Source organism: Spongiimicrobium sp. 3-5, from assembly GCF_046557915.1.
In the GTDB taxonomy this organism is placed as follows: domain Bacteria; phylum Bacteroidota; class Bacteroidia; order Flavobacteriales; family Flavobacteriaceae; genus JBHEBG01.
Window position 1 is genome coordinate 153,519 of record NZ_JBHEBG010000001.1, and the last position, 20,825, is coordinate 174,343.

Annotated in this window: 20 protein-coding genes; 9 read left to right on the plus strand and 11 right to left on the minus strand. The window is 40.8% G+C overall.

The window, feature by feature from the left end; translation table 11 throughout:
• From proB to argH, 5 genes are read left to right on the plus strand one after another with little or no spacing between them, the layout of a single operon-like run.
• Entirely contained in the window at positions 1–762 is a 762-nt protein-coding gene (proB, locus tag ACEQ81_RS00765; RefSeq protein ID WP_411028931.1) for a glutamate 5-kinase, read from the plus strand.
• A complete protein-coding gene (locus ACEQ81_RS00770) occupies positions 762–1,697 on the plus strand; it encodes an N-acetylornithine carbamoyltransferase (RefSeq protein WP_411028932.1) in 936 nt (311 codons plus the stop codon). Before proB ends, ACEQ81_RS00770 begins: the two co-directional genes overlap by 1 nt.
• Entirely contained in the window at positions 1,694–2,473 is a 780-nt protein-coding gene (gene argB / locus ACEQ81_RS00775) for an acetylglutamate kinase (protein WP_411028933.1), read from the plus strand. Before ACEQ81_RS00770 ends, argB begins: the two co-directional genes overlap by 4 nt.
• A 2-nt stretch (positions 2,474–2,475) precedes the next feature.
• Positions 2,476–3,540, plus strand: a complete 1,065-nt coding sequence (locus ACEQ81_RS00780) for a M20 family metallo-hydrolase (RefSeq protein WP_411028934.1) — start codon at positions 2,476–2,478, stop codon at positions 3,538–3,540.
• Positions 3,541–3,555: 15 nt separating this feature from the next.
• Complete coding sequence (argH, locus tag ACEQ81_RS00785; RefSeq protein WP_411028935.1) at positions 3,556–4,839, plus strand: argininosuccinate lyase; 1,284 nt, start codon at positions 3,556–3,558, stop codon at positions 4,837–4,839.
• 46 nt (positions 4,840–4,885) lie between these two features.
• Here the strand turns inward: argH and ACEQ81_RS00790 are convergent, their stop codons facing one another.
• The 5 genes from ACEQ81_RS00790 to ACEQ81_RS00810 all read right to left on the minus strand — a co-directional run bounded on the left by ACEQ81_RS00790 (position 4,886) and on the right by ACEQ81_RS00810 (position 9,750).
• Positions 4,886–5,710, minus strand: coding sequence for a pseudouridine synthase (locus ACEQ81_RS00790; protein ID WP_411028936.1), 825 nt, complete (start codon positions 5,708–5,710; stop codon positions 4,886–4,888).
• 79 nt (positions 5,711–5,789) lie between these two features.
• Positions 5,790–6,740 carry a carbon-nitrogen hydrolase family protein gene (locus ACEQ81_RS00795; RefSeq protein WP_411028937.1) on the minus strand — a complete coding sequence of 317 codons (951 nt, stop codon included), beginning with the start codon at positions 6,738–6,740 and terminating at the stop codon, positions 5,790–5,792.
• On the minus strand, positions 6,740–7,645 hold the full coding sequence (locus tag ACEQ81_RS00800; RefSeq protein ID WP_411028938.1) for a geranylgeranylglycerol-phosphate geranylgeranyltransferase: 906 nt from the start codon (positions 7,643–7,645) through the stop codon (positions 6,740–6,742). The genes ACEQ81_RS00795 and ACEQ81_RS00800 overlap by 1 nt, the downstream gene beginning before the upstream one ends.
• A 10-nt stretch (positions 7,646–7,655) precedes the next feature.
• On the minus strand, positions 7,656–8,594 hold the full coding sequence (locus ACEQ81_RS00805; RefSeq protein WP_411028939.1) for a mevalonate kinase: 939 nt from the start codon (positions 8,592–8,594) through the stop codon (positions 7,656–7,658).
• Positions 8,595–8,667: 73 nt separating this feature from the next.
• The gene (locus ACEQ81_RS00810) at positions 8,668–9,750 is read right to left on the minus strand and encodes a diphosphomevalonate/mevalonate 3,5-bisphosphate decarboxylase family protein (RefSeq protein ID WP_411028940.1); all 1,083 of its coding nucleotides are present in this window, start codon (positions 9,748–9,750) and stop codon (positions 8,668–8,670) included.
• Positions 9,751–9,844: 94 nt separating this feature from the next.
• Between ACEQ81_RS00810 and ACEQ81_RS00815 the strand changes: the two genes are divergently transcribed.
• Positions 9,845–10,318, plus strand: a complete 474-nt coding sequence (locus ACEQ81_RS00815) for a TspO/MBR family protein (protein WP_411028941.1) — start codon at positions 9,845–9,847, stop codon at positions 10,316–10,318.
• On the opposite strand, the gene ACEQ81_RS00820 is transcribed toward ACEQ81_RS00815, so the two are convergent.
• Positions 10,315–10,857, minus strand: a complete 543-nt coding sequence (locus ACEQ81_RS00820; protein WP_411028942.1) for a DUF1697 domain-containing protein — start codon at positions 10,855–10,857, stop codon at positions 10,315–10,317. The genes ACEQ81_RS00815 and ACEQ81_RS00820 overlap by 4 nt on opposite strands.
• 108 nt (positions 10,858–10,965) lie before the next feature.
• Between ACEQ81_RS00820 and glpK the strand changes: the two genes are divergently transcribed.
• Both glpK and ACEQ81_RS00830 read left to right on the plus strand, forming a co-directional pair.
• Positions 10,966–12,462 carry a glycerol kinase GlpK gene (gene glpK / locus ACEQ81_RS00825; protein WP_411028943.1) on the plus strand — a complete coding sequence of 499 codons (1,497 nt, stop codon included), beginning with the start codon at positions 10,966–10,968 and terminating at the stop codon, positions 12,460–12,462.
• 12 nt (positions 12,463–12,474) lie between these two features.
• The gene (locus ACEQ81_RS00830; protein WP_411028944.1) at positions 12,475–13,203 is read left to right on the plus strand and encodes an MIP/aquaporin family protein; all 729 of its coding nucleotides are present in this window, start codon (positions 12,475–12,477) and stop codon (positions 13,201–13,203) included.
• A gap of 22 nt (positions 13,204–13,225) precedes the next feature.
• Here the strand turns inward: ACEQ81_RS00830 and ACEQ81_RS00835 are convergent, their stop codons facing one another.
• Both ACEQ81_RS00835 and ACEQ81_RS00840 read right to left on the minus strand, forming a co-directional pair.
• Positions 13,226–14,509: an NAD(P)/FAD-dependent oxidoreductase gene (locus ACEQ81_RS00835; RefSeq protein ID WP_411028945.1), complete on the minus strand. Its 1,284-nt coding sequence runs from the start codon at positions 14,507–14,509 to the stop codon at positions 13,226–13,228.
• Positions 14,509–15,261 carry a glycerophosphodiester phosphodiesterase gene (locus tag ACEQ81_RS00840; RefSeq protein ID WP_411028946.1) on the minus strand — a complete coding sequence of 251 codons (753 nt, stop codon included), beginning with the start codon at positions 15,259–15,261 and terminating at the stop codon, positions 14,509–14,511. The genes ACEQ81_RS00835 and ACEQ81_RS00840 overlap by 1 nt, the downstream gene beginning before the upstream one ends.
• Before the next feature lie 191 nt (positions 15,262–15,452).
• Between ACEQ81_RS00840 and ACEQ81_RS00845 the strand changes: the two genes are divergently transcribed.
• Positions 15,453–15,878 (plus strand): hypothetical protein, encoded by a 426-nt coding sequence (locus tag ACEQ81_RS00845; RefSeq protein ID WP_411028947.1) that lies wholly within the window; start codon positions 15,453–15,455, stop codon positions 15,876–15,878.
• An 85-nt stretch (positions 15,879–15,963) separates the two neighbouring features.
• On the opposite strand, the gene ACEQ81_RS00850 is transcribed toward ACEQ81_RS00845, so the two are convergent.
• From ACEQ81_RS00850 to pgmB, 3 genes are read right to left on the minus strand one after another with little or no spacing between them, the layout of a single operon-like run.
• Complete coding sequence (locus tag ACEQ81_RS00850) at positions 15,964–17,850, minus strand: alpha-amylase family glycosyl hydrolase (RefSeq protein ID WP_411028948.1); 1,887 nt, start codon at positions 17,848–17,850, stop codon at positions 15,964–15,966.
• Positions 17,851–17,854: 4 nt separating this feature from the next.
• On the minus strand, positions 17,855–20,161 hold the full coding sequence (locus ACEQ81_RS00855; RefSeq protein ID WP_411028949.1) for a glycoside hydrolase family 65 protein: 2,307 nt from the start codon (positions 20,159–20,161) through the stop codon (positions 17,855–17,857).
• Position 20,162: 1 nt separating this feature from the next.
• Positions 20,163–20,819: a beta-phosphoglucomutase gene (gene pgmB / locus ACEQ81_RS00860; protein WP_411028950.1), complete on the minus strand. Its 657-nt coding sequence runs from the start codon at positions 20,817–20,819 to the stop codon at positions 20,163–20,165.
• Positions 20,820–20,825: the final 6 nt, after the last annotated feature.

The following is a 20,825-nucleotide window of genomic DNA, read 5'->3' on the forward strand; positions in this document are numbered from 1 at the left end:
ATGGGAAAGAAAAGAATACTACTTAAAATAGGTTCCAATACCCTCACCAAGGAGACCAATCAGATTTCTAGGGGAAAGATAGAGGATATTGGAAGGCAAATCGCAGCCTTAAAAGACGATTTTGAGTTTATCATTGTAAGTTCTGGGGCCATTGCTGCGGCCAAACAGTTTGTAAAGCTAGAGCACAATGGGGCCGAAATTAATGTAAAGCAAGCGCTGGCGGCCATAGGACAACCCCATCTCATGCGGATATTTCAGGAAAACTTTAGGGAATTGGGCCTTTTTACCTCCCAATGCCTGCTGTCCTATTCGGACTTTGAAAAACCCGCATCCAAAGTCAATATCAGCAATACCATAAATGTATTGGTAGCCAACAATTTTATTCCGATTATCAATGAAAATGATACCGTTGCCACGGACGAGATCAAATTTGGGGACAACGATAAGTTGGCTGCCTTAACGGCAGCTTTATTACAGGTAGATCTATTGATCATTGCTACCAACACGGATGGAATCTATACCAAGGATTCCATTGATCAAAAAAAACCGTTGACCATAAAAAGCGTAACCGATCTGGCCGAGCTTAGGGCAGAAATAAACAATGACCTGTCTTCCCATGGTACCGGCGGTATGCAATCTAAAATAGAGGCGGCCAGCATTGCAAAGGAAGCAAACATTGAAACTTGGGTCGTAAACGGATTAAAGGAAAATTTTATAGTGGATGCACTAAACAATACCAACAACCATACTAAAATATTGTAATGAAGCACTACCTCAGCCTAAAAGATATAGACTCGCTACCGCAATTGGTAGCCGAAGCAACGTCCTTAAAGCAACGTCCGGACGCTCACAAGGCCCTTGGTAAAAACAAGACCATTGGGCTGCTATTTTTCAACAACAGCCTTAGAACACGTCTAAGCACTCAAAAAGCGGCTACCAATCTGGGTATGGATGTTATGGTCATGAACTTTGGCAACGAAGGTTGGGCTTTGGAGTATGAGGACGGTACCGTAATGGACCAAGGCACATCCGAACATATTAAAGAAGCCGCCCAAGTGGTCTCGCAGTACTGCGATATAGTGGCTATTCGTGCTTTTGCTTCCTTGACCGATAAAAAGAAAGATGAGGCTGAACTGGTCCTTAACGGTTTTAAGAAATACGCCAGTATCCCTGTTATAAACATGGAAAGTTCTGTAGGTCATCCTTTGCAGGCCTTGGCAGATGCAATAACGCTGGCAGAGCATCCTACATCAAAACCAAAAGTGGTACTCTCATGGGCCCCACATCCAAAGGCCTTACCGCATGCCGTGGCCAACTCTTTTGTGGAAATGATGCAACGGCAAGATGCCAATTTTGTGATTACACATCCTGAAGGATATGAGCTAAATACAGAAATCACTAAAGGTACACGCATTGAGCATGATCAGTCCAAAGCCCTGGAAAACGCAGATTTTGTGTATGTAAAGAACTGGAGCGGTTATACCGACTATGGGAAAATTTTGAGCCAGGATCCGGAATGGATCATGACCAAAGAAAAATTGGGCAAGGCCAAATTTATGCACTGCCTGCCAGTTAGAAGAAATGTGGTGGTGGAAGATGCCGTATTGGATAGTGACCAGTCGTTGGTAATTGAACAGGCCAATAACAGAACCTACGCCGCGCAAATAGTAATCAAAAAAATACTGGAGAACTTATGAGTTCCGATCTTTCCATAATAAAAATTGGCGGCAACCTAATTGGGGACAATAAGGCACTCGATGTATTTCTCGATGCTTTTTGTGCTATGGAAGGACCCAAAATTTTGGTCCATGGCGGCGGTAAACTGGCTACCGATCTGGCCGACAAACTTGGTGTAAAATCCGAACTTATCGGAGGCCGTAGAATTACGGATGCCCAAAGTCTAGATATTATAACCATGGTCTACGCAGGCCTGGTCAATAAAAATATTGTTTCAAAATTACAAGCAAGAGGTTGTAATGCCATAGGTTTAAGCGGAGCTGACGGCAACACTATATTGGCCCATAAACGTCTGGTAAGAGAAATTGATTTTGGTTTTGTGGGCGATGTGGACCAGATTAATAAAGAAGTCATATCCTCCCTATTAAAAGCGGGCCTTATACCTGTGTTCTGTGCCATGACGCACAACGGCAAGGGACAGTTATTGAATACCAATGCTGATACCATTGCATCGGAAATTGCAATTGCCATGAGTGGAGAACGGACCACCACTTTGTACTATTGCTTTGAAAAAAAAGGGGTATTATTGGATGTAGAGGACGAGAATTCGGTCATTGAACATATCAATTCAAAAAAATACCAGGAACTGTTGGATGAAAAAGTAATAGCGGAAGGTATGCTTCCTAAAATGCAGAATAGCATGCATGCCTTGGCCAATAATGTGAACAAGGTCTGCATTGGCGATATCTCCATGCTAGATCCTTTATCTAAACTATTTACCACCATTACACTGTAATCATGGAGCAACAACAACTTACGGAAAAGGCTATAGACCTTCTAAAAGGACTGATTTCCATTGAGTCATTTTCATCCCAAGAACATGGTACTGCCGTAGCGATCGAAGCATGGTTCTCCTCTCTCGATATTCCTTTTGAAAGAGAAAACAACAATGTCTATGCTTTTAATAAGTACTTTGACAAACGTAAACCCACCTTGTTGCTAAATTCTCATCACGATACGGTTAGACCAAATTCGGCCTACACAAAAGATCCCTTTAATCCGCATATTGAAGACGGTAAACTATTTGGCCTAGGTAGCAATGATGCCGGAGGTTGTTTGGTTTCTTTGATTGCGACGTTCACCTATTTTTATGATCAGAAAGATTTAAACCACAATATTGTAATTGTGGCATCGGCCGAAGAGGAGAGTTCTGGCCCCAATGGTCTCAATAGCATGTTATCTATCTTACCACATATTGATGTCGCCATAGTCGGCGAACCTACGCTAATGAATTTGGCCATCGCCGAAAAAGGCTTGGTAGTCTTCGACGCTGTGGTAAAAGGAACCCCTTCCCATGCCGCCCATCCCAATGACGATAACGCTATCTACAATACCATGGCGGTACTGGAATGGTTTAAGAATTACAAATTTGAAAAAGTCTCCGAGGTGTTGGGCGAGGTAAAGTTAACAGTTACCCAAATAAAGGCCGGAAGCCAGCATAATGTAGTTCCTGCCCAAGTAGATCTGGTCATAGACGTCCGTGTCAACGATTGTTATTCCAATAAGGAGATCGCATCGGTTTTGGAAAAGGAAGCACCTTGTGAGATTAAACCTCGCTCTCTAAGGTTAAATTCATCGTCCATAGATAAGAGCCATGCACTGGTACAGGCAGGGACAGCGCTACAAAGAAGCACATATGGCTCCCCTACACTATCCGACCAAGCTGCGTTAAGCTGTCAGTCCTTAAAACTGGGACCTGGGGATAGTACAAGATCCCATTCTGCGGACGAGTTTATTCACCTACACGAAATTGAAGAGGGTATTGATTTGTACATAAAGATTTTAAAAAAATTCTTACTATAACTGATAATTGAACATATGAAACTCTGGGACAAAGGATTTAGCACAGATAAAAAGATCGACCATTTTACGGTGGGCAACGATAGGGAATTGGATCTTCTTTTGGCAAAGTATGATGTGATAGCCTCCAGGGCCCATGCAAAAATGTTAGGAAAAATTGGGCTGCTTACCGATGGGGAAACCAAAAGTTTGGTGGCCGAACTCAACGCAATAGCCAGTACTATAGAAAAAGGAACATTTACTATTGAAGATTCGTTTGAGGACATGCACTCTAAAATTGAATTTCTCCTTACCGAGAAACTTGGGGATACCGGCAAAAAAATACACACCGCGCGCTCACGAAACGATCAAATCTTGGTAGCCATGCAACTGTATGTTAAGGATGAGCTTTTGGAAATATGTTCCGAAATCAAAGACCTTTTTGATCTTCTATTGCAAAAGGCCGAGCAATACAAAGAGGTATTATTGCCGGGTTATACGCATTTACAGATTGCCATGCCCTCTTCCTTTGGTTTATGGTTTTCGGCTTATGCCGAGAGTTTAATAGACGATGTTTACTTTATAAATGCTGCATACAAGGTCGCAGACCAAAATCCGTTGGGAAGTGCCGCCGGATATGGAAGTTCTTTTCCCATCGACAGGGATTTTACTACCAAGGAGATGGGATTTAAAACCCTAAAATATAATGTGGTAGCTGCCCAGATGGGCAGGGGAAAAGTAGAAAAAGCCACTGCTTTTGGCATAAGCAGTGTGGCATCTACCTTATCCAAAATGGCCATGGATATTTGTTTATACATGAGCCAAAACTTTGATTTCATCTCTTTTCCCGATGAACTTACCACCGGGTCTAGTATTATGCCCCATAAAAAAAACCCCGATGTTTTTGAGTTAGTGCGGGCCAAGTGCAACAAAATACAGGCGGTTCCCAATCAGTTGACTTTGATTACCAATAACTTGCCCAGTGGGTACCATAGAGATTTACAACTCATAAAGGAAGTAATAGTACCAGCTATCCAAGATGTTAGGGCTTGTTTGGAGATTATTTCGTTTAGCCTAAAGGAGATTAAAGTGAATGCAGCCATCTTGGAAGATCCCAAGTACGATTACCTTTTTAGTGTGGATACATTGAACGAGTTAGTACAGCAAGGGATGCCTTTCCGGGATGCCTACAAAAAAATGGGACAAGAGATTCAGGAAGGTAGTTTTACTCCGAAAAGGGATATTGAACATTCGCACCAAGGAAGTCTAGGCAATCTTTGTTTGGAGGAAATAAAACAGAAAATGGAATACGTTAATTCCTAAAATAAATTTAATTGAAGCGCTATTATGGATCAACGGTGACCGTCCTTTAAGCCATTCCCAAATTAATAAGTTCTTGTTTGGTTAAATGGCGCCAATGGCCGCGGGGCAGATCTTTTTTGGTAAGTCCGGCATAGACCACGCGATCCAATTTTACAACTTCATAATCCAAGTGCTCAAAAATTCGACGTACAATACCGTTTCTGTTGCTTCTGATCTCCATACCCACCTCTCGTTTGGGAGCATTATCGATATAACTGATTTCATGCACTTTGATCGGCCCGTCGTCCAATGTAAGCGTTTCTTGGATTTTTTTAAGATCGGCTTGTCTCAAAGCTTTGTTCAACTCTACATGATAAATTTTACGCAGACCGTTTTTTGCATGGGTAAGACTCTTGGCAAAATCTCCATCATTGGTATACACTATTAGACCAGTGGTGTTTTTATCCATTTTCCCTACTGGTGATAATTTGGCCTTGGAAGCTTTGATGATGAGTTGGTTTGCAGTTCGCCTACCTCTTTCATCGTTCGTGGTAGTTACAAAGTCCTTGGGTTTGTTCAATAGCACGTATTCTTTTTTCTCCGGATTTAAAAGTCGCCCATCGAACTTAACAACATCCGTAAGCTTCACTTTATAGCCCATTTCGGTAATGGGTTTGCCATTTACGGTAACGTTGCCCGCCGCTATATAGATATCGGCATCCCTACGCGAACAGACGCCAGAGTTGGCCACATAGCGGTTTAATCTGATTAGATTGGGATCTTTGGGTTTTTGAAGTTCTGTGCTTTTCTTTTTTGCCTGGCCCTTGCCAGCATTCCTGTTCTTTCTAAAAGCACCTCCCCTTTTGCCTTTGTTGGCATCCGACCTATCCATAACCTAAAAATTTTTGCAAAGTTAGCGAAGCCATACGGATTACCCCCTATATGCATGCATCAAATAATTCATGTGAAGGTTAATCCTCAAAATGTACGGTAGATTGTCGTTGTCGATTTACCGATAACTGGGTAACGTCTGGGCGCGAATAATGCCCCGAGGGGTCAAAATTCTGCCGTTCTTCATAAATACGATTGAAATCGAGTTCTTGATAGATCAGTCCTTCTTTGTGTAAAACTGGTTCTACGATCCACTCCCCATCCGGACCTGCAATACACGAACCCCCATTGGCCAGTACATCGGGCGAAGTTTTCAATATTTCATCTAAATGAGGTGTGGTCTCAGGGAAATCTTCTTTACGCATCATAGAGGACACAGAAACTACAAAACTTCTAGACTCCCTTGCAATAAACCTTGTAATATCTTTGGTATTATGTTCATTTCCAGGCCATACGGCGATATGAAGGTCCTCACCCAAACCATAGAGTGCCGTTCTGGGCAAGGGCATCCAATTTTCCCAGCAATTAAGCCCTCCTACCGTAAATTGTTTAAGCGGGTGTACTTGCAGGCCATTGCCATCTCCAGGAGCCCAGGTAAGCCTTTCATCATAAGTGGGCTGTAGTTTTCGGTGCACAGATTTTATCTCCCCATCTTCATTGACATATACCAAAGAGCAATACAAGCTATGACCTCCCCTATCCTTGGCGCGTTCCATAATGCCAAGATATACGGAAATTTTGTGCTCTTTAGCAAGATCACAGATGCTTTTTAGTTCGCCGGCTTCAACCTGTATGGAATTTCTAACATAGTGTGCATGCAGTTCCTTGTTTACCTTTAAGTCCCAAGCCGCTCCGTTAGTCAATGCCAACCAAAAAGGATAGCCAGGTAATAGGGCTTCTCCAAAGACCACTAATTCTGCCCCCTCCTCGGAAGCTTCCACAATTGTATTTTCAATTTTTGTAAGGGTAGCGGTTTTATTGAGCCATACCGGAGCAATTTGGGCCATGGCCACTTTTAGAATATTATCCATTAGAGAATTCTGTTTAATACTAAATCTATATCTATCAATAAGATGCTAAACACCCCTATGACTATAATCATTTTAAGGATGTTGTGTAGCCAAACATAGTGCATTTTCGTTTTTGATCGCCATAACAAAATTAGGAACAACAATAGTAAAAGAACACACCCAATAAAGTAAAGATACATATACCCCACATCAAAATTATAAATTAGCAACAAAGCCGGAACCAAGGTTAGCACTATTAAAATACTTATCAAGGTTTTTGAAAGGGATGCGCCATACAAAATAGGTATGGTTTTATAGTTTTGCGCCAGGTCTCCTGCTATGTTCTCTAGATCCTTAATCATTTCCCGAGCTAAAATCAACAGAAAGAGGAACATGGCATGCACAAATATTACGGTCTCAAAATTCTTATAGTACACAAATACCGCAAAGAATGGGGAAATGGCCAAGGTAGCAGAAACGAAATTTCCTGCGAACGGCACTTTCTTTAACTTATGTGAATAGAACCAAATACCGAAAATATACGCGGAAAAGAACAGTACGGCCCTAAAGGATACATAACTGGCAAGGAAAACGGACAAAAAATTAAGTACAAAGTATGTAGTTAGTTTAGTGCGCTGGCTTACCAAGCGATCTAGCATGGTCTTTCTGGGTTTGTTAATCAGATCTTTCTCGGCATCATAAAAATTATTAATGATATAGCCTGCGGCAATTACCAAAGTAGAGGCTAGTACAATTACAAAAAGGTTAATATCCAGAACCACTTTTCGCAAAGGTAGGTCCGGGGCCAATATATAAATGGAGGCCAAGTATTGGGCCAAGGCTATAATTAAAATATTATAACCCCTAACAATAGAGAACAGACTCAAAAACTTTAAAAGTAGGAGCTTGTTTCGTCTGCTAAGCATGTACGGAGTATTAGAAGTTGTAAACCACTTCCAAGTTGTGCCCTTTAAGTGAATTCCTTGCCTTATCTATATCTTGGGTAAAGCCCAAAATATAACCGCCGCCACCAGAACCGCATAGTTTTAAATAGTAATCATTGGTGTCTATACCTTGTTTCCAAAGGGTATGGAACTCTGCTGGTATCATCGGCTTAAAATTATCTAAAACTATATGGGAAAGTTGTTTTAGGTTACCGAAGAGTGATTTCATGTCTCCTTTGATAAAATCCTCAACACAGGCATCGGTATGTTTGATGAATTTGTTTTTAAGCATGGTTCTAAAACCTTCCTGTTTCATATTCTCCATAAATAATTGTACCATAGGGGCGGTTTCCCCTGTAGTACCGCTATCCAACAAGAAGACCGCTCCCTTACCTTCCATATTCTGGGAAGGAATGCTGGTAGATTCTATATTGTCTTTGGAATTTATAAGTATTGGTAGGCTTAAATAGCTGTTAAGGGGGTCTAGCCCCGAGGATTTACCATGAAAAAAAGACTCCATTTTACCAAATATGGTCTTTAATATCAGTAATTTTTCCCTGGTTAGGTTTTCTAGAACGGTAATTTTATCCTTGGCGTATTTATCATATATCGCCGCTACCAAGGCACCACTACTTCCTATGCCGTACCCTTGGGGGATTGAACTATCAAAATACATTCCTGAAGCAATATCTTTTTTTAGGCCTTCCAGATCAAAGGTTACCAATTCTGGTTCCTCATGTTGTACCCTATCTAGATACGCTGCAAAGGCTCCTAAGCTAAGATTGGATTTTCTTGCCTCTTCCGAAGGATTTTCATCCGTCTTAAGGGCACCCTTAAAAAAATTGTAGGGAATGGAAAGTCCTTTGGAGTCTTTAATAATCCCATACTCTCCGAAGAGTAGAATTTTGGAATAAAATAGGGGTCCTTTCATAATAGCTTTTGCGGATAAAGCGTTTCCAAACTTTTTGTATTAAACGTACAATATTGCCCGTTATGATTTCAAATTACAGTTTTTTAGCGCCAATTCCAATTTCGTCGCAAATATACTGCCCGTTTTCACAATATACAACCAACTCATCTTTAATAAATTGCAAAACTTCCGCTGCTTCATTTTTTGGATATAGCAGATGCACATTGGCCCCTGCATCCAAGGTAAAGCAAAGATGGGTTTTTGAAGCCTTTCTAAAGTCCCAAATGGCATTTATAATTTTAAGCGTATTGGGCATCATAAGCACAAAATATGGGGAACTGGTCATCATCATGGCATGTAAAGTAAGGGCTTCTTGCTCTACTATGGCTACAAAACCCTCCAAATCCCCACTGGCCAAAACCGATTTCAGTTTTACTAAATTTTCATGGGCCTGGTTAAAACGTTGTGCTGCAAAGGGGTGATTGTGCATTAAATTATGCCCCAACGTACTACTCACCTGTTTTTGCCCCTTGTGTACCAATAATATGGTATCGCGATAATTCTTGAAGACCTTATGCACTTCATCGGAATATTTGACCGCATAAAGATCGGAACTGGTGGCAATAGCCTTATGTATACCCCATGTTATAATCTCCCCATCAATACTTCTACACGCACTTCCAGAACCCAAGCGTGCCAAAAAAGATGCCTTCCTCTTAAAAAAATCTTCGTCAGCACTGAGGTTAAGAACTCTTTCTATATCCATTAGGCATAGGGCCAGGGCGGCCATTCCACTTGCAGAGGAGGCTATACCGCTACTATGGGGAAAGGTGTTTGAGGTATTTATTAAGAAATGATAGTCCTTCAGAAAAGGCATATATTCTTCGATCTTAACAAAAAAGCTTTTGATTTTAGGCTTAAAATCTTCTTTGGGCAAGTCGTCAAAAAGTAGATCGAACGAGAAGTTATCTGATCTGGAAGAAAGTTTTTTATAAGAAACCGTAGTGGTTGTTAGGCACTTGTTTAGCGTGAAACTAAGGGACGGATTCGCAGGAATCTGGTTTCCCCTTTTTCCCCAGTACTTTATTAGAGCTATATTGCTAGGTGCTTGCCATGTTACGCTTCCTTCTTCCCTGTCTGCTGTATAAGCACTGGGAACAAAGTCTATTTCCGTCATTGAAATTACAATTTACACAAAGATAGTTTTTAACCGCTTTTGGGGTGGTGCCAAAACAAATTAATTACTATTTTAGTTGACTTACATCTCAAAATTGAAAAAGACTGCCACCCGTATCGCCATTGCCGTAAGTATTTGTCTGCTTATTGGGTTTCTTTCTGGATTTGCTACACAAACTTCGGTCAACGATTGGTATACCACACTCAATAAACCAAGTTTTAACCCTCCAAACTGGATATTTGCTCCTGTATGGACCGTACTTTATATTTTAATGGGGGTATCTGCCGGCATTGTTTGGGCCAAAGGATTTTATCATATTTGGGTTAAGACCGCTTTGTACCACTTTGGCTTTCAATTGCTTTTCAATGCGCTTTGGAGTATTATGTTCTTTGGATTTCGGAACCCTTTTTGGGGTCTATTGACCATCCTTATTTTACTTATTTTAATCTTAGCTACCATAAAATGGTTCAAGGTAGTTAGCAAAACTGCCGCATATCTCTTAATTCCTTATTTAATATGGGTTAGCTTTGCCACTATGCTGAACTACAAAATTTGGGTTTTAAATTAATGGCCAGCAAGCTTTAAAAGATTGGTTACCGTCCTATCATTCCTAGTTGTTGCCCTCACACTCAATTTTTTCTCGAAAAAGTTATTGTTGCACTTGGCTTTTCCATAACCCTTGGCACATCTTAGATAAATGCATCGTTTGGCAATAACAAATGCCTCGTTTTCGTACGTTTCTTTTTTTAAAGATAGAATATGCTCCTCCTTTGGGACCTGCTGCAAAAAAACATAGTATATTCTGTTCTCTTCAATATCTTTTTTATTATGGAAAGGATTGGCTTCATAGATACCTTTTAATTGATCTACTGGGAGTACCAAAACGGTTATATTAAATCCATAGGCTTCAAAAATCAATTTGTTAATTGCCGCTTCCAACACCATGGTATTTTTTTCATTACTGTTAAAGACCAAGTTGCCGCTCTGGATGTAAGTAATTACATTGACTATGGTTTTGCATTCCAATGTTTGCTTTAAATCGGCCATTTTTATCTTTTTCTGACCGCTTACATTTATTCCCCTTAATAGTGCAATATAGATAGTCATATACCAAATTTAGTTTTTATGGTTTGATTGAATTATAAAATGGATTCGATTCATTTTATTTGTTAACTTATACCCGCTAAATTAATTCTTAATCCACCAATTTATATTATGGAAAAATATATTCTTGCCTTAGACCAAGGCACTACCAGTTGCCGAGCCATTGTTTTTGACAAAAAAGGAGATATCGTCTCAACGGCACAAAAAGAATTTACACAACATTTTCCGAAACCGGGGTGGGTTGAACATGATGCAACTGAAATCTGGTCTACACAAGCGGGGATGGCAGCGGAAGCCACTACCAAAAAGGGACTTAATGGTGATAACATTGCGGCCATAGGCATTACCAACCAGCGCGAAACGGTTGTAGTCTGGGACAGAAATACCGGCAAACCTGTTTACAATGCCATTGTATGGCAAGACAAACGAACCGCAGACTTTTGCGATGAATTAAAAAAGCAGGGCAAAACAGAACTTATAAGGGAAAAGACCGGGCTAGTTATAGATGCCTATTTTTCTGGGACAAAAGTAAAATGGATTTTAGACAATGTGGAAGGTGCCAGACAAAAAGCCGAAGCCGGAGAATTGGTTATGGGCACCATAGATTCTTGGCTTATTTGGAATTTTACCCACGGAGATCTTCATGTAACCGATGTCACCAATGCATGTAGGACATTGCTTTTCAATATAAATACCATGGATTGGGATGATGAGCTTTTAGCACTTTTGACCATTCCTAGAAGCATGCTTCCAGAAGTAAAACAGTCTAGCGAAGTTTATGGACATACAAAAGGAACGATCTTATCTAGCGAAATCCCTATCGCAGGGATTGCAGGGGACCAGCAAGCGGCTCTTTTTGGGCAAATGTGCACAAAACCGGGTATGGTTAAGAATACGTATGGTACTGGCTGTTTTATGTTGATGAATATAGGCGAAAAGCCACTTATCTCGAAAAATAATCTGCTGACTACGGTTGCTTGGAAAATAAACGGAAAAACACACTATGCGCTTGAAGGTAGCATTTTTATAGCCGGGGCCGTAGTGCAATGGCTGCGCGATAGCCTAAAAATTATTGCGAATTCTGCGGATGTGGAAAAACTTGCCGGAAGTGTTGATAGTTCGGAAGGCGTTTATTTTGTGCCTGCCTTTGCCGGCTTGGGAGCGCCCCATTGGAATCAAAAAGCACAAGGCACTATTTTTGGAATAACAAGGGGCAGTACGGATGCCCACATTGCCAGGGCCGCCTTAGAATCTATCGCCTATCAGACCATGGATATCTTAACGGCCATGGAAGCAGATTCGGGAATCTCCATACAGGAATTAAGGGTAGATGGAGGTGCTACGGTCAATAACATGCTGATGCAATTTCAATCCGATGTACTCAATACGGTTACGGTAAGACCCAAGGTAATAGAAACTACGGTCATGGGAGCCGCCTATTTGGCAGGCCTTGCGGTAGGTTATTGGGAAAGTATGGAAGAAATACAAAAAATTTGGCAGACCGACGTCCATTTTAAACCTACCACGGAAAGGGCAGAAATAGACAAGGGTATAAAAGGTTGGTATAAAGCCATAAATGCTCTTCAATACTGGACAAAAGAAAACTAATCCATCAACATTATGACACCATTTATAGCCGAAATCATTGGCACCACGTTATTGATTTTAATGGGTAACGGAGTAGTTGCCAACGTAATATTAAAAGGTACCAAAGGAAACAACAGTGGTTGGATCGTAATTACCACCGGTTGGGGCTTGGCGGTTTATATAGCTGTAGTTGTAGCTGCTCCGTATAGCGGAGCCCACATTAATCCTGCAGTAAGTATTGGTCTGGCCCTGGCAGGAAAATTTGATTGGGCAGCTGTACCCATGTATGTTTTAGCACAGTTTATAGGCGCCATGCTCGGTGCCGCAATGGTTTGGCTTATACACAAAGATCATTTTGAAATAACGGAGGACAAAGTGGTAAAACGATCGGTTTTTTGCAACACGCCAGCCATTGCCAATAGGTTTTTAAACCTTTTCACTGAATTTGTAGGCACCTTTGTACTAGTGTTTACCGTACTTTATTTTACCAGTGCAAGCATAGAAGATACAAATGCGGTAGTTGGCTTGGGATCTCTTGGGGCACTTCCTGTGGCTTTGCTGGTTTGGGGGATAGGATTATCGTTAGGAGGCACCACGGGTTATGCCATAAACCCAGCACGGGATTTAGGGCCTAGAATAATGCATGCCCTCCTGCCCATAAAAGAAAAGGGTTCAAACGGTTGGGGCTACTCATGGATTCCTGTAATTGGACCTATTTTGGGAGGTGTGGCTGCAGCGCTATTGATGCTGGCGCTCTCTTAAATTATAATGGCCGACCATTATACTATTCTTTGGTGATGGCTTGGGCTGCAATGTAGGCCCCTGTCCAAGCATTCTGAAAATTAAACCCTCCGGTTATTGCATCTACATTGATTACCTCTCCTGCGAAGTATAGGTTAGACCGTAATTTACTCTCGTAAGTCTTAAAATTTATTTCTTTTAATTCTATTCCCCCTGCGGTAACAAACTCTTCTTTGAAAGTGCTCTTACCATCTACAACGAAGATCGATGCCGTTAACTGCTCGGAAAGGCTTGCCAAATGATCCTTGGAAGTATCGGCCCATTTCATATCGTCGGCAATACCCGCTGCCCTAACTAAATTGATCCATAATCTTCTAGGAATATCCACCCCATGGGTTCTAAGAACCGTTTTCTTTGCCTCTACCTCTTTAATTTCCAACAAAAGCTGTTGCACCGCTTCATCATAGTAATCTGGAAGCCAGTTTACCTTAACCTTAAATTTGTAGTTTCTTTCGTTGAGCGCTCTAGCACCCCATGCAGATAGTTTTAGTACCGCAGGGCCACTGATGCCCCAATGTGTAATTAACAATGGTCCTTCGGATTCCAATTTTGGGGTTTGTTCAATCTTACTTTTTAATTTGACAGTAATCTTGGAGTCGAATATTTTTTTGGGTAGCACGGACACCCTAGCGTATGTGCTTACTCCCGGGATACCTTGGATACGGGGGTCTTTGATGTTAAATGTAAATAAAGAAGGAACAGGGGATTGTATAGTGTGACCCAAGGCTTCCATCAAGTTCCAAATTTTGGAGCTGCTGCCCGACGCAATTAATATTTTTCTGGCACTATAGGTTTTTTTAATAGTCTTTACTTGCCATACTTGAGTAGTTTTCGCATCTACCTCAACAGAGGTAATGTTGGTTACCGCACTGTGTCTAAGCAGGGTAACGCCCAACCTATCGATCTCGCTCATGAAAAAGTCGATAATGGTTTGCGAAGTATTGCTTTTGGGAAACATTCTGCCGTCTTCCTCCGTTTTGAGGGAAATTCCTTTTCCTTCAAAAAACGCAACGGTATCCCTGCTGCCATGGGTATAGAAAGGTCCTAGTAGTTCTTTTTCTCCTCTGGGATAGTTTTTAACCAGTTCATTAGGGTCAAATTCGGCATGCGTAACATTACACCTACCTCCACCCGAAACCCTTACTTTAGCAAGAACTTCTTTGCCTCGCTCCACAATGGCCACCTTTAGTTGTGGTGCCGTTTCCGCGATATGAATGGCTGCATAAAACCCTGCGGCTCCACCCCCTACTATAATAACGTCAAACATTAGTGTGCCCGCTCCGGAAAGTTGGTGAAAATACCGTCTACACCCATATTTTTAATACGTTCTATGTCATCGGCGCTGTTTACCGTCCAAGTATATACCTTAAACCCAGCGTCGTGTATTTGTTTCACGGTTTCTACATCCAACTTTTCAAAATTGGGATTAATGGACTCTGCTTTTAGTTCCTTTGCTATCGGAATAGCTTCCAAAGGGTCTCCGTCCGTAAGCACGGCAATGGCCATTTCCTTGTTTAACTCTCGGGTTTTTTTTAGTTCATCCCAGTTAAAACTGGAAATCAAAAAATTATTGGGTGCCCATCCATTGTTCTCTATATACTTTCCAGTAATAAAATTCACCCGGTCAGCGGTATTGGCTCCCTTTAATTCAATATTTAATCTCACTTTATTATCGATCAATCGCAAAACCTCCTGTAGCATAGGGATTTTATGGTTACCATCTAAAATAAGTTGTTTTAGATCTACTATGTTGTATTCTTCTATTCTGCCACCACCATTGGCCAAACGTTCCACACGTTCATCATGGAAAACTACAATTTCCCCACTTACTATTCTAAAAACATCGATCTCTATCATGTCAACCCCCAAATCCAATGCCTTTTGTACGGAGGCAAGCGTATTTTCGGTTTCGTGGCCCATGGCCCCGCGATGCCCTATTACCATAAGTTTGTTATTTTGACTTATACAGGAGGAAAACAAAACAATTCCGGTTAGATAAAGAATGTACTTTTTTTTCATATTGCAAATTAATTTTAAACGTAAAAATACAATTTGAAACTGAGATTTATAGGTTCCTTTTGCAAACAATTCAGCCCTTCTTTTTTTAGTTTAATTTTATCATATGTGCATAAATCTTCTTTTATTTTAGTGATATCTATAATTTTTCTTTGATATATTTGTAAATATATTAACCAATTAATAACTAAATTATGTTTTCAAAATCAAACTTGCTGGCCACTTTGGCCGGTTTTGCGGTAATGTTCTTACTTGGATATGCTATTTGGGGGTTCGCTACCGTAGATTTTTTTACAGAACATTCACTTAACAATGTGATGAAAGATCCGCCCAATATGGGCATAATCGCATTAAGTAATTTAATTGCTGTATTTGCCATAAGTACACTTTATGGAAAATGGGCAAGGGGTGTACACAGTGCCAAAGAAGGTTTTCAATTTGGTGCATGGATAGGTGTTTTCGTTGGTTTTGGCCTTGGACTTTTATGGTTTGCGACTTCGGAACTTATGGATATTACCGGACATATTGCAGAAGCCGTTATCGATGTTATTTTCTACGGTATAATAGGAGCGGTAATTGCCATGGTCTATAAGGCAACTGCTAAAAAAGCACAATCTTAAAAAAACAATGAGCGGAACTGGGAGTATTGTTTATAAAGCCCGGTTCCGTTTAAACAAATAAAACCCCTTGGTTATACATTATGTCCTAGGGTGTAACCCTAAAAATAAAGGATTCCAAGGCCGAAATTGAAACATTTAATTTACCAGTTCCTTCCACAACGGTCATAATAATTTCTATTTCTTCCCCTAATTGATCGGTTGCTTTGTACGAACCATCTTTTAATCCCCATTTTGTTATTATCTCCTTAGGAACTTTAAGTTCAAAGGAGTAATTCTCTTGGGCATCAAAATTGGAAACCACGATCAGCTTTTCTTCTGTTGACCATCTTACGTAAGACAGTACACGATGATTGTAATTGACAGTATGGTCCCTATTGTAATAATGGATATCCTCATAGGCTCCCATAAGGGCGCTACTCTTCACTGTAAAATTTAGTAACCGTTTGTAGAAGTCCCTCAGTTCTCTTTCTTCTGCCGATAACCGACCTCCATCGAACTTTTTATCGTTTACCCATCGTTGATGATGTGGTACTCCTATATAGTCAAAAATAGAGGTGCGACTTGGTTGTCCAAACCCAGCATTTTCTGCTCCAGGTTCTCCTACTTCTTGTCCAAAATAAATCATGGTTGGAGAGGTACCAATTGTTGCCGATACCACCATTGCCGGTTTCCCTTTTTTTGCATCGCCGGCAAATTCGGGACTCGCAATTCGTTGCTCATCATGGTTTTCCAAAAAGTGGAGCATATGATGCTCAATATCTAGCAAGCCCTTTTGAACTACAGGTATATGATCTGTCCATCCATGACCCTGCATAATATGCTTTAACGAGTCATACAGTTCTACCTTGTCGTACAAATAATCCATTTTACCCCTATGTATAAAATCTCGGTACAGGTCTGGATTGTATACCTCGGCCAATAAAAAAGCTTTAGGATTCTTCATTTTGATAGAAGAATTCATATAACTCCAAAACTCCACAGGTACCATTTCTGCCATATCAAACCGAAAACCATCAACACCCAGAGCCATCCAATATAGGGCAATGTCTCTAAATTTTTCCCAAGAATTAGGTACTTTCTTTCCTTCCCAAAATTCAAAATGGGCTTTGTGGTCCTTGTGACCAAAATCTTCGGGAAGCGTTTCAAAATCCAAAGACCCGTTGGGCCGCACTCCATAGTTGATTTTTACTGTCTCGTACCAATCATCAAAATTAGGCTGTGCCAAGCGAGAACCGTTCCCTGTCCATTTAGCGGGGTCTTCTTTAAATTTCCCATCGCTAAAGGGATGCATGCCATTACCCAATGGCAAATAACCATTCTCCCATTCTGGCACCTTAAAAGTCTCATTTGGGATGTAATAAAAATTGTTATCGCGGTGGTAATCTACTGAGGAATCATCGGAAGCGCCAAAGGGCTCGGCTCCTTCAGGGGTAGAGCTTCCCTCATAATTTCTGGCCACATGATTGGGTACTATATCAATCAAAACTTTTAGACCTGCCTTGTGTGATCTATCTATCAATGCTTTAAATTCGGCAAGCCGATCTTTGGGATTTTCGGCCAAATCGGGATTAACATTGTAATAGTCTTTTACTGCATAGGGAGAACCAGCTCTGCCCTTAACCACATCAGGATCATCCACGGAGATCCCGTATTGGGTGTAGTCTGTGATCACCGCATGGTGCGGCACTCCGGTATACCAAACGTAGGTAATCCCTAAATCCTTGATTTCGTCTAACGCCTTATCGGTAAAATCATTGAACTTCCCAACACCATTTTCGGTAAGCGTACCCCAAGGTTTGTTGGTGGTATTTGTATTGCCAAAAAGTCTGGTGAATACTTGGTATACAACTTCTTTGTGTTTTTCTCCTCCTTGTTTTGGGACTGTTGAATTTGGCATTTCCTTTATTTCGTTTTTACACCCCAGAAGAAACAAAATAGCTAGCATTTTACAATAAATAGCTACCGTGTTCATATTTTTAGGCAAAAGTTGTTTCTCCGGGTTTTAATGCCAATCTTTTTCCGTTAAAACGAATAGACATCTCTTCCGTACCGGTTAGTTCAAAACTGGTCTCCTTATCGGTAACCTTTATTCTCAAGATCCTGTTCCTAAAATTTATTTTAAAAGAATATGCGCTCCATTGCTTTGGTATTCTTGGTGCAAAAGATAATTTATCGTCCGCAATGCGCATACCGCCAAATCCTTCAACGATGCTCATCCACGTTCCTGCCATTGAGGTTATATGTAAACCTTCTTCCACTTCTTTGTTATAGTCGTCCAAATCCAATCTAGACGTTCTCAAATAAAAGGTATAGGCCTGCTCCATTCTATCCAGTTTTGCTGCCTGAATACTATGTACGCATGGGGATAACGAAGATTCGTGCACGGTAAAGGGTTCATAAAAATCAAAATGTCGCTCCAGCTCTTCAGTAGTAAAATGATCTTCGAACAAATAGAAGCCTTGTAATGTATCGGCTTGTTTAATATAAGGCGAACGAAGAATTCTGTCCCAGCTCCATTTTTGATTTATTGGTCTTTGGGATTTATCCAAATCTGCAACGGTTATCAATTCCTTATCCAAAAAACCGTCTTGTTGCAAAAATATCTGATACTCTTCCGAGTATGGAAAATACATTCCCTGGGCCACTTCTTCCCATAATGCCGTCTCTGCTTCCGTTAGTTTGGTTTGTCCTATGATCCTTTGATAATCTTCCGGATATCCCTCCTTTACTTTTTGTAATTGTGTAATGGTATAATTAATACACCATTTGGCCAGATAATTGGTATACCAATTGTTGTTTACATTATTTTCATATTCATTGGGACCTGTCACTCCCAGAATTACATACTTGTTTTTATCCTTTGAAAAGCTAGCGCGTTGATGCCAAAAGCGACTGATTCCTATTAAAACCTCAAGACCCATTTCTGGAATGTAAGTATAATCCCCGGTGTACCTATAGTAATTGTAAATGGCAAAGGCAATAGCTCCGTTTCTGTGTATTTCCTCAAAGGTAATTTCCCATTCATTATGGCACTCTTCGCCGTTCATGGTTACCATGGGATATAGAGCAGCTCCGTTGGTGAACCCCAACTTTTGGGCATTTTCAATTGCTTTTTCCAAATGGTTATACCTATATTTTAATAGTTTTCTGGCTACCTGTTGGTCTTTGGTGGCCATATAGAACGGTATGCAATAGGCCTCGGTATCCCAGTAGGTACTCCCTCCGTATTTTTCGCCAGTAAACCCTTTTGGACCAATGTTGAGCCTAGAGTCCTTCCCTAAATAGGTTTGGTTTAACTGAAAAATATTGAATCGTATTCCTTGTTGGGCCTTTATATCACCTTCTATGGCAATATCACTCATGTCCCATATATCTGCCCAAGCTTGTGCCTGTTTGGCCAATAAACCCTCAAACCCAATGGAAACAGCCTCTTTTAGTAATCTTTTTGCGGCATTTACGAGCTCCGAAGGTTTATGATTGGTAGATACGGTATAGCCTCCAAATTTGTAAAGTACAGCAGATTTGCCCTTTTCCAGATGCACTTCATGTTCCATCCCTATTTGCACATCTGTTGTGTCGGCGCTAGATTTACCCGCTACAGTCTTGCCATCACAGATTAGTTTGGATTCCATAAAAGTGCAGGTCGCAAAATTGGTTTTCATGGTATGCGCTTCAATAAAGGCCTGCTGCCCATCCGAAAATACATTGGTGGTATTCCAAAATTTATCGTCCCAATTGGTATCCTCATTGGTAATACCACTGTCTAAATAAGGAATAAATTTTATGTCAACGTCTCCATTCAGGGAAGTTACTTCGTACTTAATAGCCCCCACCTCGTCTATATCCAAACTTAAGAACCTTGTGGCCCTTACCTCTAACTGGGCACCCTCGGCCATAGTAGCTACAAAGCGGCGTTGATACCAGCCCTCCTTCATATTCAACTCGCGCTGAAACCCATCTACCTTTTTACAAGTATTCAGATCTAAAGGCTGTTCATTTACAAATACGTTGATCCCTATCCAGTTTGGAGCATTAAGCACTTTGGCAAAATATTCTGGGTAACCGTTTTTCCACCAACCTACCCTAGTTTTGTCCGGATAATAGACCCCTCCGATATAACTTCCTTGAAAGCTGGGACCCGAGTATTGTTCCTCAAAATTGGCCCTTTGACCCATTGCCCCGTTTCCAATACTGAAAAGGCTTTCCGAAGACTTTACGCGGTCTTTGTTAAATCCCTCTTCTATTAAGGACCACTCATCTGGTTTAATGTAATCTTGATTCATTTTAACTATTGGTTAGTTGTTTTATAAATTCTAGGTCGATTTCGGTAAAATCCTTAAAATTATAAGTAGCCTGTGATAAAATTTCGGCATCGCCAATACCTACGGTTAGCATACCTGCGGCATTGGCAGCCTCAATCCCAGCAACAGCATCCTCGAATACTACACAATTTTCAGGGGAGGCATCCAACATTTCCGCTGCCTTAAGGAAAACCTCGGGATCTGGCTTCGCCTTAGTAACTTCATTGCCATCCACGATAGCATCAAAATAACTCAATAAGTTTACCTTTTCCAAAATAGGGCGAGCATTTTTGCTAGCAGACCCTAGGGCCATGGCAATATCTTCTTGCTTCAAATACTTTAAAACCTTAGGGACATCTGGAAGAATTTCGGACTCGTTCATAGTTTCAATATACCCCAAATAGTCCGTGTTCTTCTCAACAAGCCAATCTTCAAACTGTTGCTTAGGTACCTCTACGTTGCCCATTTCCAGTAAAATTTCCAAACATCTTCTTCTGCTTACTCCCTTAAATTGTTCATTTTGTTCTTCCGTAAAATCGAACCCCAACTGATTTGCCAGTTTTTTCCATGCCAAATAGTGGTATTTGGCGGTATCAACGATAACCCCATCCAAATCAAATATAAATCCGGTTCGTTCCATGTATTT

Bases quoted from the DNA above. Each gene is read 5' to 3' on its own strand.
- ACEQ81_RS00770 (WP_411028932.1), top strand. From the start codon at position 762: ATGAAGCACTACCTCAGCCTAAAAGATATAGACTCGCTACCGCAATTG.
- ACEQ81_RS00840 (WP_411028946.1), bottom strand. From the start codon at position 15,261: ATGAAAAAAAAGTACATTCTTTATCTAACCGGAATTGTTTTGTTTTCC.
- pgmB (WP_411028950.1), bottom strand. From the start codon at position 20,819: ATGGAACGAACCGGATTTATATTTGATTTGGATGGGGTTATCGTTGAT.
- ACEQ81_RS00830 (WP_411028944.1), top strand. From the start codon at position 12,475: ATGACACCATTTATAGCCGAAATCATTGGCACCACGTTATTGATTTTA.
- ACEQ81_RS00820 (WP_411028942.1), bottom strand. From the start codon at position 10,857: ATGACTATCTATATTGCACTATTAAGGGGAATAAATGTAAGCGGTCAG.
- ACEQ81_RS00790 (WP_411028936.1), bottom strand. From the start codon at position 5,710: ATGGATAGGTCGGATGCCAACAAAGGCAAAAGGGGAGGTGCTTTTAGA.
- glpK (WP_411028943.1), top strand. From the start codon at position 10,966: ATGGAAAAATATATTCTTGCCTTAGACCAAGGCACTACCAGTTGCCGA.
- ACEQ81_RS00845 (WP_411028947.1), top strand. From the start codon at position 15,453: ATGTTTTCAAAATCAAACTTGCTGGCCACTTTGGCCGGTTTTGCGGTA.
- ACEQ81_RS00835 (WP_411028945.1), bottom strand. From the start codon at position 14,509: ATGTTTGACGTTATTATAGTAGGGGGTGGAGCCGCAGGGTTTTATGCA.
- ACEQ81_RS00855 (WP_411028949.1), bottom strand. From the start codon at position 20,161: ATGAATCAAGATTACATTAAACCAGATGAGTGGTCCTTAATAGAAGAG.
- ACEQ81_RS00780 (WP_411028934.1), top strand. From the start codon at position 2,476: ATGGAGCAACAACAACTTACGGAAAAGGCTATAGACCTTCTAAAAGGA.
- ACEQ81_RS00850 (WP_411028948.1), bottom strand. From the start codon at position 17,850: ATGAACACGGTAGCTATTTATTGTAAAATGCTAGCTATTTTGTTTCTT.
- ACEQ81_RS00810 (WP_411028940.1), bottom strand. From the start codon at position 9,750: ATGACGGAAATAGACTTTGTTCCCAGTGCTTATACAGCAGACAGGGAA.
- argH (WP_411028935.1), top strand. From the start codon at position 3,556: ATGAAACTCTGGGACAAAGGATTTAGCACAGATAAAAAGATCGACCAT.
- argB (WP_411028933.1), top strand. From the start codon at position 1,694: ATGAGTTCCGATCTTTCCATAATAAAAATTGGCGGCAACCTAATTGGG.
- proB (WP_411028931.1), top strand. From the start codon at position 1: ATGGGAAAGAAAAGAATACTACTTAAAATAGGTTCCAATACCCTCACC.
- ACEQ81_RS00805 (WP_411028939.1), bottom strand. From the start codon at position 8,594: ATGAAAGGACCCCTATTTTATTCCAAAATTCTACTCTTCGGAGAGTAT.
- ACEQ81_RS00800 (WP_411028938.1), bottom strand. From the start codon at position 7,645: ATGCTTAGCAGACGAAACAAGCTCCTACTTTTAAAGTTTTTGAGTCTG.
- ACEQ81_RS00795 (WP_411028937.1), bottom strand. From the start codon at position 6,740: ATGGATAATATTCTAAAAGTGGCCATGGCCCAAATTGCTCCGGTATGG.